General features: G+C 74.4%; 11 protein-coding genes. 3 read left to right on the top strand and 8 right to left on the bottom strand.

The window, feature by feature from the left end; genetic code table 11:
- Window positions 1-25 precede the first annotated feature (25 nt).
- The 5 genes from ACFYZY_RS19775 to ACFYZY_RS19755 all read right to left on the bottom strand — a co-directional run bounded on the left by ACFYZY_RS19775 (window position 26) and on the right by ACFYZY_RS19755 (window position 6583).
- The gene (locus tag ACFYZY_RS19775) at window positions 26-724 is read right to left on the bottom strand and encodes a YkgJ family cysteine cluster protein (protein WP_388695642.1); all 699 of its coding nucleotides are present in this window, start codon (window positions 722-724) and stop codon (window positions 26-28) included.
- Window positions 721-1353, bottom strand: a complete 633-nt coding sequence (locus tag ACFYZY_RS19770; RefSeq protein ID WP_388695639.1) for a YkgJ family cysteine cluster protein — start codon at window positions 1351-1353, stop codon at window positions 721-723. The genes ACFYZY_RS19775 and ACFYZY_RS19770 overlap by 4 nt, the downstream gene beginning before the upstream one ends.
- Window positions 1354-1685: 332 nt before the next feature.
- Complete coding sequence (locus ACFYZY_RS19765) at window positions 1686-2495, bottom strand: NADPH-dependent F420 reductase (RefSeq protein ID WP_388695637.1); 810 nt, start codon at window positions 2493-2495, stop codon at window positions 1686-1688.
- Window positions 2496-2929: 434 nt separating this feature from the next.
- Window positions 2930-3964: an alpha/beta hydrolase gene (locus ACFYZY_RS19760; RefSeq protein ID WP_388695873.1), complete on the bottom strand. Its 1035-nt coding sequence runs from the start codon at window positions 3962-3964 to the stop codon at window positions 2930-2932.
- Window positions 3965-4126: 162 nt separating this feature from the next.
- Window positions 4127-6583, bottom strand: coding sequence for a penicillin acylase family protein (locus tag ACFYZY_RS19755; RefSeq protein WP_388695634.1), 2457 nt, complete (start codon window positions 6581-6583; stop codon window positions 4127-4129).
- Between the two features lie 455 nt (window positions 6584-7038).
- Between ACFYZY_RS19755 and ACFYZY_RS19750 the strand changes: the two genes are divergently transcribed.
- The gene (locus tag ACFYZY_RS19750) at window positions 7039-7287 is read left to right on the top strand and encodes a hypothetical protein (RefSeq protein WP_388695631.1); all 249 of its coding nucleotides are present in this window, start codon (window positions 7039-7041) and stop codon (window positions 7285-7287) included.
- A 117-nt stretch (window positions 7288-7404) separates the two neighbouring features.
- Here ACFYZY_RS19750 and ACFYZY_RS19745 read toward each other — a convergent pair whose 3' ends face one another.
- The 3 genes from ACFYZY_RS19745 to ACFYZY_RS19735 form a co-directional block, all read right to left on the bottom strand.
- The gene (locus ACFYZY_RS19745) at window positions 7405-7878 is read right to left on the bottom strand and encodes an ATP-binding protein (RefSeq protein WP_388695629.1); all 474 of its coding nucleotides are present in this window, start codon (window positions 7876-7878) and stop codon (window positions 7405-7407) included.
- A 176-nt stretch (window positions 7879-8054) separates the two neighbouring features.
- The gene (locus tag ACFYZY_RS19740; RefSeq protein WP_388695626.1) at window positions 8055-8732 is read right to left on the bottom strand and encodes a response regulator; all 678 of its coding nucleotides are present in this window, start codon (window positions 8730-8732) and stop codon (window positions 8055-8057) included.
- Window positions 8729-9970, bottom strand: coding sequence for a sensor histidine kinase (locus ACFYZY_RS19735; protein ID WP_388695623.1), 1242 nt, complete (start codon window positions 9968-9970; stop codon window positions 8729-8731). Before ACFYZY_RS19735 ends, ACFYZY_RS19740 begins: the two co-directional genes overlap by 4 nt.
- Before the next feature lie 327 nt (window positions 9971-10297).
- On the opposite strand from ACFYZY_RS19735, the gene ACFYZY_RS19730 reads away from it, so the two are divergent.
- Together ACFYZY_RS19730 and ACFYZY_RS19725 are read left to right on the top strand one after the other, a co-directional pair.
- Window positions 10298-12550, top strand: coding sequence for an MMPL family transporter (locus ACFYZY_RS19730; protein ID WP_388695622.1), 2253 nt, complete (start codon window positions 10298-10300; stop codon window positions 12548-12550).
- A 33-nt stretch (window positions 12551-12583) separates the two neighbouring features.
- Entirely contained in the window at window positions 12584-12925 is a 342-nt protein-coding gene (locus ACFYZY_RS19725) for an SCO0607 family lipoprotein (RefSeq protein ID WP_388695620.1), read from the top strand.
- Window positions 12926-13021: the final 96 nt, after the last annotated feature.

Below are 13021 nucleotides of genomic sequence, written 5' to 3'. Positions count from 1 at the left end.
TCCGGGAACGCGCCGTGACGGGGCGTCAGGCACGGACCGGTTCCACGGCGCCCGCGCCACCGCCCGCGCCGTCGCCGGTACGGGAGCCGTCGTCCTCGCCCGGCGTCGCGGACCCGTCCGGCGTCGCGGACCCGTCCGGCCGGGCGTCCGGGCCCGTGAGTTCGGGTGCGCCGGACCGCTCGGGGTCCAGGAGGAAGTCGTACAGCTCGTCGTGCGTCCGCGTGCGGTACCCCGCGTCGACGTGGGCGTTCCACCGCTCGGCCAGCCTCAGGTGCTCGGCCCAGGCGGCCCGGTTGGCCAGGATGCCCGCCCGCAGCCCGGGAAGGTCCATCGTCGTGAGGTTCCAGGAGTCCGAACCGCCGCACAGGGTGTCGTCGCGCACCGTCACCGTGTTCCTCTTCAGGGCGGCGGGGTAGGTGGCGCACACCGCCGGACGGTGGAGGTACGCGCCGCAGCGCGCGTGGCCGGGCGCGATCTCCATCAGGAACACGCATCCTTGGGTGTCCGGCCGGTGACGGAGCCTGAGGTCGTACACCGGGCCGCCGGGCCGGAAACGGAAATCGCCGTCGTCCTTCTCCCTGAGCGTGACGAACTCCCTCGGGTGGACGGACATCCCGGTGGACAGCCTGCGCAGGTCGGCGGGGGTCACGTTGACGGTGTACTCCCGGCAGCAGCGGCCCTTGCAGGACGCGCAGCCGCCCAGGCTGGCTCCCGCGCGGCTCACGCGACCACCTCCCCGGGCCAGGGGAGCCCGGCCTCGCGGGCCGCGTGCGCCTCCAGCAGGTAGCGCTGGAAGTCCTCGGCGCCGGGCGGGTCCTCGACGTCCTTGGGCAGGTCGTTCCAGTGCGCGACGATCTCGAACCAGTGGTCGCGGTCGGCGGCCCACCGCCGTTCCGCCCACGCGAGGCCCTCGGCGTCGAGGGGGCGTCCGGGCCGGCCGGGCCCGCCGTCGTCCGCGTTCCCCCTCGGTGCCGTTTCCGCGTCCGGCGGGCCCGCTCCGCCGTCCGTACGGGGAACGACGGGGTACATCCGGCAGGTGAGCGGGGCCTGTTCGCCCAGTCCGCACCGTCCGCTGCCCTCCAGGGTGCGGACGTGGAAGACGCAACCGTGCGCGGCGTTGGCGATCCTGATGTTCACCCGGCGCCGCGCGTTGTCCAGTACGACTCCGGTCGGGTCGTCGGCGGCGGCCGGAGCGGTCTGGACGAAGTGTGCCGGCTCCAGGGCGAGCGTCCTCGCGATGCGTACGATGTCCGCGCCGGTGACCAGGCGCGGCCCCCGGTAGCAGAGGCCCTTCGCGCGGGAGGACTGCCACGCGCCGTCGGTACCGGGTGCGTTGTCGCTGTCCGCTGTCAAACCGTGCTCCCCCTTGGTCCTGTCGACTCCCGTGTCCCCGGATCGGCCGGTCCGGCCGGCTGCGCCGGTTCGACCGGTCGTCCCGCCGACGGCGCGGACCCGGGACACCGCGGACGGTCGTCAGCGAGCGTAGTCGATCGCGTGTGCGGACAGCGGGTCGGCCGGACACCGGTGCCGTGCCCGTGTCCGACACGACGGCCCGCGGACGCCCGGGGCGGCCCCGCCCCGCCCCGGACCGGACAGTGGGAACGGCCTCACCGTGGTACGGGACGGGACCGCCGCCCTCCCGGCCGTGCCGGACGCGGGGAGGGGGCGGCGTACGGCCGATCGGGTCAGGCGGGGGCGTCGAAGGTGCCGGGGCTTTCGGCGGTGGCCCGCCACTCCGGGGCCCGTCGCCGGTCGGCGTCGGCGAGCGCGCGCTTGACGCCTTCGGCGTCCTTGTCGGTGGTGTAGACGGGGGAGCCGGGCTGCTGGCGCCAGGACTCGTCGAGGCCGCCGCTGTCGACGGGGTCGAAGCCGAGGGCGTCCACGAGGTCCATGACGACCGCCTTGGCCTCCGGGTCGTCACCGGCCACCGGCAGGGCGATGCGCCCGGGACTGCCGGGCGGGCGGCCGTTCTCGGCGAGGTGCTGGGCATAGATGTTGTTGAACGCCTTGATCACCGGACGGCCGAGCTGCCGCTCGACCCACCGGCTCTCCGGGAGGCCCGCCTCGATCTCCTCGATCCGGCCGTCCCGCTGGCGCGGGTAGTAGTTGCCGGTGTCCACGACGACCAGGCTCTCCGGCAGCCCCTGGAACAGGTCCGACGGCAGGTCGGGAACCCGGATCTCCGGGATCGTGACGATCACGAGGTCCGCCCCGCGCGGCGCCTCGTCCACGGTCACCGCCCGCGCGCCCGTCTCGGACGCGAGGTCCGTGAGGGTCTGGGGGCCGCGCGAGTTGGCCACCGCGACCTCGTGTCCGAGGGAGGTGAGCCGGCGGGTGAGCGTGCCGCCGATGTTCCCGGCGCCGATGATGCCGATCTTCATACGCGTCTCCTGTCGTGGCCCGGCCCGGACCGGTGCGGCCGGTGGGCGACGGGCGGTGCCGAGGGTGCGGGCGGGCGGCTCCGGCGAACGGTCACCGGGCCGTCCACGGGCCACGGAGCGCCCGGAACCTCCGGAACCCTCCGCCGGCCGTCCGTACGGTCACCATGGTGGGCCATCCGGCACCGGACGTCGCGCCGCGCGGCCGCCCGTGTCGGCCGGGTGGGGCCGCCACGGACGGCAGGCTCGAACTGTTCGCGCTGTCGGACGGCACGTTCGACCACATGGGGCAGACCGCGCCCGGCGCGGACCGGTCCGGCTGGGAGAGCTTCGGCACCGGAGGGTACCGGGTGGCGGCGGGGGCAACGCGGACGGCCGCATCGAGGTCTTCGGCACCAGCCACGCCGGGGTCCACCACCGGTGGCAGACCGGTTTCTCCACCTGGTCGGAGCGGGGCCGGCTGAACGGCCCCGGTCCCTCGGTGGAGTGGCGGCGCGGGTGCCCGCCCGCCGCCGGAACGGGGCGGGCGGGCACCGGCGCACGGCCCCGGGTCAGGAGGCGAAGGCCCTTTCGAGCCGGGGGATCAGGTCCCGGAGGTCCTCCTCCCAGCAGCCGCCGTTGTGGCCACCGTCGCACAGGGTGCCCCAGCCGGCGCCGTTGCCGTAGTTGACGTAGTAGTACGGCATGCCCAGGGAGTCCAGGCGGGCCTTGACGTTCTTGGCCGCGCCCGCGACCCAGAACTCGAGGTTGCCGATCGAGCCGCCTCCGTCACCGGTGTAGATGGAGATCCCGATCCCGGCGAGCCTGTCCATGTGCTGCTGCGGGTCCACCTGGTTCCACCGCCAGTCGGCGTTGAACACCGGGTAGGGCGAGCCGAACGCGGCGTCGCTGTCCACGCCGGGCTTGTAGGGGGAGTCGTTCGGGTCGCAGATCCCGGACGCCGAGGCGCAGGCCGCGCCCTGGGCGTCGATGAGGGAGGCGACGACCGCGAACCGCAGGTCCATGGAGTTGGCCGACAGGTCGATGTCTCCCGACAGGGACGCGGTCTGGCTGAACAGGTCGGGCCGGGCCTGGGCGTAGTGAAAGGCGCCGAACCCGCCCATGGAGATGCCGGCGACGGCCCTGCCCTTCTTGGTGGCGACCGTCCGCAGGTTGGCGTCGATGAACGGGATCACCTGGTTGAGGTGGAAGTTCTCCCAGTTCTGGGCGCCGGCCGCCGTCTTCTGGTTGAGCCAGTTGGCGTACCAGCCCCGGGCCCCGCCGTCCGGGATGACGGTGATCATCCGGTCCGACATGGACAGCGCAGGATAGGTCTGTCCGATCGGGTCGTCGGGCGAGCCGTGCAGGAAGTAGAGCACGGGGTAGCGCCGGGCCGGGTCGTCGTAGTACCCGCTCGGGAGGATGATCTTGATGTGCTGTTCGCCCGCGACCTGGGGCGTGGTGACCGTGAGGTAGAAGTTGTGGGCGGTGCCCACGGGCGCGGCGGCCTGGGTGAGGCCGAACCCGTCCTCCAGCTTCGGCGGCACGGTGTCGGCGGCGGCCCGCGCGGAGCCCGCCGGCGCGACGACGGCCACGGCGGCGAGCATCCACGCCACCGCGGCTCTGCGCCAGTGCGATGTCCTTGTCACAGCTTTTCCCTTTCGTGGGGTGTCTTCGGGGTTGTCGTCTCCCGATGGGGGGCGTCTCCCGATGGGGGGCGCTCCCCGTGGGTGTCGCCGGGGAGGCGGAGGCGGAAGTCGCGGGACGCCTCAGTCCAGGACCTTGATCCGCAGGTCCGGCGAGGCCGCGATCCGCTCCTCGGTGAAACGCTCGGTCACCCACCCGCTCGCCGAGAACAACCTGGTCTGGTCGGCGTGGTGCGGCGAGGTCGGGTCGGCCGACTGGGAGTAGGCCAGGACGGAGTACGCCTCGGGCGGGCCGTCCGCGGTGAACCGCACCTGCTGGACGAAGCTGGACCCGAAGGTGACGTCGGGTTTCCCGTCGACCTGGCCGGGGGTGATGACGTTCAGGACGCCCAGCTCGCCGAGCGAGCCGTGGATCGGTATCCGTTCGCCGGCGCGGGTGACCCGCTGGACGTCCGACAGCGGCGCGTTCAGCGGAATGCCCGCCTTGCGCAGGGCGAACACGGCACGGGCCAGGGCGTCGCGGACGGCGGAGTTCCCGGCGTCCAGCGAGTTGGGCGTGTGCACCGGGTCCTTCGGGTCGAAGGGGACCCTCCACGGCAGGTCTCCGAGCTTCTTCCCCCCGCTCAGGTAGGCCCAGTGGTTCGCGAACAGCCAGGAGCCGCGGCTGTCCGCCGTGAAGTCGTGGCTCTTCCAGGCGGCCAGGACGGGGCACGCCTCGCTGATGTTGACGAGGTTGCCGTCCACCAGGACGAGCCCGAAGGCGGTGTTCCGGCACGCCGTCACCGTGGCGTCGAGGGCGAGGTCGGCCGCCCTGCTGTTGTCGGCGAACAGCAGCTTCCCCATCGTCTCCGGGGTGAAGCCCCTGCCCGGCAGGCCGTCGGTGCCGTCGATCCTCTTCCGCGCGGTCAGGATCAGCTCCTGGGTGCGCAGCGACCGGGGCGCCGCCGTGTCGCCCATGATCCGGGGGAAGGACAGCGGCTGCTCGGGATTGGCCAGCCAGGGGCTGTCGTTGGCGTTGCCCACGAAGTCGGACCGGATCAGTCGCGGCTGTTTGTGCGGGTCGAGGAGGCCCGGCGCGGCCGCGTTCGGGTCGTCGGGCCAGTCGCAGGCGCTGCGCTTGCCGTCGAGGATGGAGACCGGCGGGACGTTCGACAGCGGGAGCGCCTGGTCGAACAGCAGCTTCCCGGTCTCGGTGAGGCACGCCCGCGCGTGCTCGTCGGTGACGTTCGGGACGACCTGGATGTCCGCGTACAGCGCGTTGCCCTTGCGGTCGGAGGCGATCGTGTTGAAGAAGGGGACGCCCTGGGTGGTCTCCAGGACGTCCACCACGTCGTGGACGTCCTTGGCCCGGTCGAGGCCGAACCAGGTGTTCAGCGCCCGCAGGTTGTCCATGTTCGGGTCGCGCACCACGTGCGCGCTGACCACCCAGGGCAGCGGGTAGCCCACGATCGAGGTGGTGACCGGTCCGTAGCGGGTGGACCACAGCGTCCGGGAGACCTCGCCGAGCGAGCCGTCCGGCCTGCGCACCCCGACGGTGACCCGCTGCGAGGTCATCTTCTCCCAGGCGCCGTCGACCAGGTACGTGGTGGGGTTCAGGGGATCGACCTGTACGTCGAAGAGGCCGAACGGGGCCACCGTGGCGACGGTGTGGCTCCAGGCGACGTCGTCGTTGTGCCCGATGTTCACCGCGGGCAGCCCGAGCAGACTGGCCCCCGAGACGTTGACCTCGCCCGGGATCGTCAGGTGGCTCTGCCACATCCGGTTCTTGCCCTGCCACGGGAAGTGCGGATTGGCGAGCAGCATGCCGGTGCCGCCGGACACGCCCTGCGAGCCGACCGCCAGCGCGTTGCTGCCCATGCTGTCCCGGCGGTTCGCCGCCATCGCGGCACGGATCCCCTTCGCGGTCTTCGCGGGCGAGGACACCGGCGGCGCGGCGGCGCGGGCCCCCGGGGGCGCGGCGTTCACCTGGCCGTCGAGCAGGGCGTCGGCGGAACCCATGATGATCTCGGCGTGGGCGTGCCGGTAGACGTCCAGTTCCGTGATCGGCCGGACCCAGGGCGCGCCCTTGCAGGCGGGGTCGGTGATGCCGTCCACGCCCGTCTCCGCCAGGTACCGGTTGTATCCCCGGACGTAGCCGCGGACGGCCTCCCTGACCTCCGGCTCCGGCCCGTCGGGCGCGGGCCGGTCCAGCAGCCGTTCCACCACGGCGTTGTCCTTGAGCCGCTGGAAGTACAGGTCGCTGTTGAGATTGGTGGTGGTGTTCTGGTTCTGGCCGGGGCTCGTCCTGCCGTCCGGTCCCAGGTGGCGGGACCGCTGGGCGTCGACCATCAGATAGGTGTCGGCCAGGGTGCAGATGTTGTCCTTGGCCGCCGCGTATCCGTAGCCCGTCCCCAGGCCCTCCCAGTCCGAGGCGATGATGTGCGGGATGCCGTACTCGGTGTAACGGATCGTCGGTCTGTCCGGGCCCGTTCCGGCGGTCGCTCCCCCGGGTAACGCCCCGGTGGCCGCCGTGGTGGTCATCACCGCCACGGCGGCCACGACCGCGATCGGCAGCCTCGCTCTCGATCTCCTCCGTGCCATCGGGCGTCCTTCCCTGGGGTGGTGGGGTTTCCGTACGGACGCGGCCACGCTAGGAAGGAGCGATGAAATCCCGGTGATGCGCGGGGCGCCGTCAGCGTCCGGCGGGCCGGGGGCGCCTCGGCAGTACCGGCCGGCCCCCCGGACGGGACGGGCGGCCGGGCGGTCTGGAAGGCAGCAGCGGGACGGGACCCGGAAGACCCCGGAAGGTTACGGACTGACGGACCGGGGCGGGTGGGGTACGGCTTCGGGGACGGCCCGTCCCCGGCCCGGTTCTCACCGCGCCCGGGGCGCCGGGCCGCCTCGGGTCCGTACGCGTGCCGGTACGCGCGTTCGCGCCCGTACCGATACACGAAGCGGAGACGTCCGTTCCGGACGGGGGGCGACGGCTGTGTGATCGGCTTCGTCCCGGGTAGCGGGTGAACATGTTCAGACATCGACGGGTACGAGTCGCGTGCGTGCTGCTGATCGGTTGGGCGGCGCTGACCGCCGTGGAGTGGCGGGCGGAACGGGCGTCCTGGTCCACGGCGGTGACGAGCGGATTCCTCTGGGCCTGCGTGGCGGCGGGCACCTGGTGGTTCGCCGAGATGACGCAGGGCCCGTCCTCGCGGACGGACAGGAAGGACGGAAGGGTCCGGGCCCTCCCCCGGCGACGGGTCGGGAGGAAGGACGCGGCACGCGGGTCCGGCCGTCTCCCCTCGCGGTGACGGCCGGGGCCGGCCCGCGCCGTCGTCGCCCTTCGGGCGCCGTCTCCACCGGCCCGGTGGGAGGGCGGTGTCCGGTGAGGCGGTGCCGGGCCGGCCGGAGACGGGAGGGAGGCCCCGTCAGGCCGGGCCGGGAGCGGCGCCCAGCGCGATGCGGGCCGTGACGCACTTGCCGGCCTCGTCCTGTCCCACGAACAGGTTCTCCGTGACGGCCTTGACGATCTCCAGGCCGTGCCGGCCGACCCGGTCCGGGTCGGCCGAATAGATCAGGGGAATGGCCGGATCGCTGTCCCACACGACCACGTCCACGCTGTCGGCGGTGACGCACAGCTCCACCAGCACCAGACCGGGCGCGTACGTGCAGGCATTGGTGAGCAGCTCGCTGACCACCAGTTCGGTCAGATCCTTCGCGTGCTCCGGCACCGGCACCAGATGCTCGGTACGCGCTTCCTCCAGGAAGGCGGCGGCACGGCGACGGGCGTCCGCGACGCAGCCGCCGTCCCCGTCGGGCGCGTAGCCGACGCACATCAGCAACCCACCCGGCACAGGCAGGACGGCGCCGCCGTCCTCGTCAGGGGATTCCACCGAACTCATCCTCACTCCCGTCTCCACGGCACGGCTACCCACCCGGCCGGTCCTGACGCGGAGGAAACGGATCGGCGCCCCGTCCGGGCGCGAGGCGACGTCCGGGACGGGCGACGCGCGGAGGCCCGTACCCGGCCGGCCGGCCCGTCGGGGCGCGTACCGGCCCTCGTCCCGGTCCGGCCGGCTCACGCCTCCCGGCGCGCCCGTACCAGGCCCGTCTCGTACGCGGCGACGACCGCCTGGGCACGGTCGCGGACCCGCAGTTTGGCGAAGAGGCCGGTGATGTGGTTCTTCACCGTGGAGGCGCTGACCCCGAGCCGTTCGGCTATCTCCGTGTTGTCCAGGCCGCCGGCGATCAGGCGCCACACCTCCCGCTCGCGCGGGGTGAGCCCCTCGCCGCCGGAGGGCACCGGATGTGCCGTCCGGCGCTCCGGGGCCGTGACGTGCGTGGAGATGAGCCGGGTCAGGAGCCGCGGGGCGAGGATCGCCTCGCCGTCGCGGACCACGCGCAGGGCGGCGACGAGGTCCTCGGGCGAGATGTCCTTGGGCAGGAAGCCGCACGCCCCGGCCCTCAGGGCGTCCACGACGTGCTCGTCCATGTCGAAGGTGCTCAGGGCCAGGACCCGGCAGCCGGGCAGTTCGGCGGTGAGCCGTTCGGTGGCGGCGATGCCGTCCAGGACCGGCATGCGGATGTCCATGACGACCACGTCGGGCCGGTGTTCGTGGGCGAGGCGGACCGCCTCGGCGCCGTCCGCCGCCTCGGCCACGACCCGGAAACCCGGTTCGGGGGCCAGCATCAGGGCGAGGCCGCGGCGGACGAGGGGCTGGTCGTCGGCGATGAGGACCTTCACGATCGCGCTCACGCGTACGCCTCCCGGCGGTCGGCGGGCAGGGGCAGGCGGGCGCGGACGGCGAACCCCCCGCCCTCCGGTCCGGCCCGCAGGGTGCCGCCGTGGAGGGCGACGCGTTCCCGCATCCCCATGAGCCCGTAGCCCGATCCGCGTGCGGCGGGACGGCCGGGACACGGACCGTCGTCGGTGACGGCGACCCGCACCTCGCGGGCGGCGAAGGTGAGCCGCACGTCGACGTGCGCGCCGTCGCCCGCGTGCTTGCGGGCGTTGGTGAGGGCCTCCTGGACGACGCGGAAGACGGTGAGGGCGACGCCGGGCGGGAGCGACCGCGGGTCGCCGTCGGTGGTGAGGGTGGTGGGGAGGCCGGCGCGGCGGCTGTCCCCGACGATGCGGTCGAGGTCGCCGATGCCGGGCTGCGGAGCGGTGGTCTCGCCCTCGTCGCCCTCGTCACCGGCCCGCAGCACGTCGAGCAGGTGGCGCATCTCGCGCAGGGCGGTGCGGCCGGAGCCCTCCAGGGTGACGAGCGCCTCGCGGGCCGTCTCCGGGGACCGGTCGAGGTTGGCCCGGGCTCCCCCGGCGAGCAGCTGCATCGTGGTCAGGTGGTGGGCGACGATGTCGTGCAACTCGCGGGCGATGCGGCGCCGTTCGTCGGAGACCGCCCGCTCGGCGAGCATCCGCCGGTGGGTCTCGGCGTTGCGCTGCCACCGGCCGACCACGAAGGCGGCGCCGGCCACGAACAGCGCGGACACGGCGTTGGGGACGAACTCCATCAGGGACGGCGCGGGCCGTCCCGGGTGGACGAACTGGAGCACCGCGACGCAGCCGGCGACGGCCGCCGCGCCGACGGCGGGCCTGTGGCGGCGCACGGCGGTGTAGAGGGCGACGACGGTGGCCGCCCCGTAGTGCGGGCCCACGGAGCCGACCCAGCCCAGCGACAGGTTCGCCGCGAGGACGCAGGCGAGGACGCCCAGGGGCGCGCGGCGGCGCGCCAGCAGGAACAGCGGGGCGACGGCCACGATCAGGCACCCGGCCACCGGCACGTGGCCCCGGTCCATCTGGCTGGTGACGGTGAAGCCCACGAGGTCGACGGCAGCCGCGCCGGCGGCGACGAGTCCGTCGTGCCGGCTCCACGGCCCCGGCCCCCCGCGCCGGCCCCCCGTCGCGGTGACGCGGTCCGGGGGCCCGGCGCCGTACGCGCCCGCCCCGTCCCGCGCCCCACCGGGAGGCGTTTCGTCCGCGCGCCGTCCCATCTCCGCCCTCCGTGCGCGTCCGCGCTCTCCCTGGGGCCGCCGCGGCAACCCGATGACCTGCGGTCCTTCCGTCGAGTCTCCCATGGTGCCGGGGGGCCGGGGCCCCGGCGTCGGGACCGGGAGGGAGCGGGGACCGGGAGCAGGGTCCCAGGGACCGGGCGGTCCGGGGCCGTGCTCCCAGCGGGTTTCTCGTTCCCGGCTCCGAGGCGCGGGCCGCGCGCCGCTGATGTGCTGGAACACGTGCCGGGACCGCCCGGCACGGGGCGCCGCCCCGGACGACCGCGGTCCCGCGGCCCCGTTCATCCGTACCCCTCCCGGAGGCTTTCCGTGATCCGTGCCCTGACCGGTTTCTCGACCCGCAGACCCTGGCGGGTCATCGCCGTGTGGGCGGTGGTCGGCGTCTTCGTGACGATCATGGGCCAGGCGCTCGTCTTCCGCGTGACGCACACCGACAGCGCCGGTTTCCTGCCCCCGGAGTACGACGCGGCCGCCGCGCTGCGGGTCGCGCGGGAGGAGTTCGGCGCGGAGCCCGACGCCGACGCGGTGACGGTGCTGGTGGCGCGGCGCGACGGGAAGCCGCTGGAGGAGGCGGACGAGAAGCGCGTACGGGACGTGGCGCGGAAGCTGAGCGCCGCGCGCCTGGAGATGCCGTGGACGGACGAGCAGATACCGGGGCTCTCCACGGACTACTCCCAGGTCCCCCGCGTGGCACCGGCGATGACCGCTCCCGACAAGTCGTTCGCGCTGCTCGGCGCGCGGCTGCGGGGCAACTCCACCGACCCCGGCATGCACTCCCTGTACCGGGCCTTCCACGACCGGGCCCAGCAGGAGTTCGGCGGGGCCGGGCTGCGCACGGGGTTCACGGGGGGCCTGGCGGACGTGGTGGACCGCGCCGACGCGGAGGAGGGCACGCAGAAGGCGGTCGGCCTGGTGATGGTCGGGCTGATCGTCCTGATCAACGTCCTGGTGTTCCGCAGCGTCCTGGCCGCGTTCGTGCCGCTGTTCGCGGTGTCCGTCGTGGGCGGGGCCGCCGCCGGCACGGTCGTGGGAGCGGCCCTCCTGACCGGTTTCGAACTGGATCCGGGCACCCCGAGCATGATCGGCACCGTGCTGATCGGCATCGGCGTCGACTACTTCCTCTTCCTGCTGTTCCGCTTCCGCGAGGAGCTGCGGCGACGCCCGGAGGAGGACCACCGCGCGGTGGCCGCGGACGTGTCCGGCCGGGTGGGCGCCGCGGTGACCTCGGCGGCGCTGACGATCGTGGCGGCCTTCGCGACGCTCGGCACGGCGACGTTCGGGCAGTTCCGGGTGCTCGGCCCCTCGGTGGCGGTGTCGGTGCTGGTGATGCTGGTGGCGAGCCTGACCCTGATGCCGGCGCTGCTGGCGGTGACCGGGCGGAAGATGTTCTGGCCGTCGCGGACCCTCGCGAAGGCCGGGCGGGCCGGTTCCGCGGGCCGCGCCGGCGAGCTGGTGGCACGCCGGCCGCTGCTGGTGCTCGTGGCGTCGGTCGCCCTTCTCGGCGCGCTCGCGGCCGGCACGGCGGGCGTCCGCATGGACTTCGGCACCGGCGGCACCCCGCCCGACACGGCGGCCGCCGCGACGGCGCGGGAGATCGCCGGCGTCCTGCCGCCGGGCGTGTCCGATCCGACGACGGTGTACGTCACCGCCGACGACGGCCGGCCCCTGGACCCCGCCGTACCGGCCGCTCTGCGCCGGGCGCTGTCCGGGGTGGCCGGGGTGGGCACGGTGGCCGCCCCCGTGTTCGACGCCGACCGCACCGCCGCCCGGCTGGACGCCCATCTGACGGTGGACTCGCAGTCGCAGCGCGCCCGGGACCTCGTGGCGGGCCCGGTGCGCCGGGCCGTCCGGGAGGCGACGCCGGCCGGGGCGACCGCGCACGTGGGCGGCACGGCGGCCGTGTTCGCCGACGTGGCGACGGCGGTCGACCGGGACCTGCGGACGGTGTTCCCGGTGGCCACGGCGCTGATCGCGCTGATCCTGGTGGTGCTGCTGCGCAGCCTCGCGGCCCCGGTGGTGCTGCTGCTCGCGGTCGGCCTGTGCTTCGCGGCGACGTTCGGCGCCTCCGCGCTGGTCTTCCAGCACATCGGCGGCGAGCCGGGCGTGAACTTCGTCCTGCCGCTGGTGCTGTTCCTGTTCGTGGTGGCGCTGGGCACCGACTACAACATCCTCGTCAGCGACCGCCTGCGCGAGGAGATGGCCCACGGGGGCCCGGTCCGCGACGCCGTGTCCCGCGCGGTGCGGCACACGGCGCCGGCCGTCGCCACGGCGGGCGTGGTCCTCGCGGCCTCCTTCGGCACCCTCATGGTGAACGCGGACCCCTCCACCCGCCAGCTGGGCTTCGCGACGGCCCTGGGCATCCTCCTGTCCGCCTTCGTCCTGTCGCTCCTGCTGGTGCCGGCGGCCACGGCGCTGCTGGGCCGGGGCATGTGGTGGCCGGTGCGCGGAGCGCGGAGCCGTAAGGAAACGACCTGTTCCGCTCCCGTCCGTGACGGCTCCGGGGCTCCTTCCGGCACGTCCGGTGGGTACGCGTACTCAGGGCAGGACGGCCCCGGGCGGTGAGGGCGGGCGCGCGGTCGAAGACCGGAGGAGATCATGCGCGTGCCCGGCAGGACCCGTCACGCCGCCGCCGTCCCCCGATCCGTGAGGGGCCGCGTCGTCGTCGCCCTCGCGGGCGCGGCCTCGGTCGTGCCGCTCGCCGGATGCGCGGGGACCGAGTGCCGGGAGGACGTCTGCGGCGGCGGGGAGTACCCCGTCCTGTCCGTGGGCGGTACCGGCTCCGCCCGCGTCCCGGACGCGGAGGAGCCCCCCGCCGGGTTCGCGCGGTACCCGGCGGGCAAGGTGCCGCGGCAGGTCGGCGACGAGCGGGACGCGTACGGGGACACCCCCACGCTCGACAAGGACGGCAAGGTCCTCGGGGCCCCCGCCGGGGAGTGACCCGGGGAACCGGCGCTCCCCGGGCGGACGGACGGGGCCGGGGCCTCCGTCCGGAGTCCACCGGCGAAGGGCCGGGCCGCGCCGGTGGACCGGCGC

The organism is Streptomyces sp. NPDC001744, assembly GCF_042892575.1.
GTDB lineage: Bacteria > Actinomycetota > Actinomycetes > Streptomycetales > Streptomycetaceae > Streptomyces.
This window is presented reverse-complemented; position numbering and strand designations above follow the sequence as displayed.

What these genes read in the sequence shown, in the direction of transcription:
- ACFYZY_RS19745 (WP_388695629.1), bottom strand. Translation starts at nt 7,878, where the DNA reads ATGAGTTCGGTGGAATCCCCTGACGAGGACGGCGGCGCCGTCCTGCCT.
- ACFYZY_RS19760 (WP_388695873.1), bottom strand. Translation starts at nt 3,964, where the DNA reads ATGCTCGCCGCCGTGGCCGTCGTCGCGCCGGCGGGCTCCGCGCGGGCC.
- ACFYZY_RS19755 (WP_388695634.1), bottom strand. Translation starts at nt 6,583, where the DNA reads ATGGCACGGAGGAGATCGAGAGCGAGGCTGCCGATCGCGGTCGTGGCC.
- ACFYZY_RS19735 (WP_388695623.1), bottom strand. Translation starts at nt 9,970, where the DNA reads ATGGGACGGCGCGCGGACGAAACGCCTCCCGGTGGGGCGCGGGACGGG.
- ACFYZY_RS19725 (WP_388695620.1), top strand. Translation starts at nt 12,584, where the DNA reads ATGCGCGTGCCCGGCAGGACCCGTCACGCCGCCGCCGTCCCCCGATCC.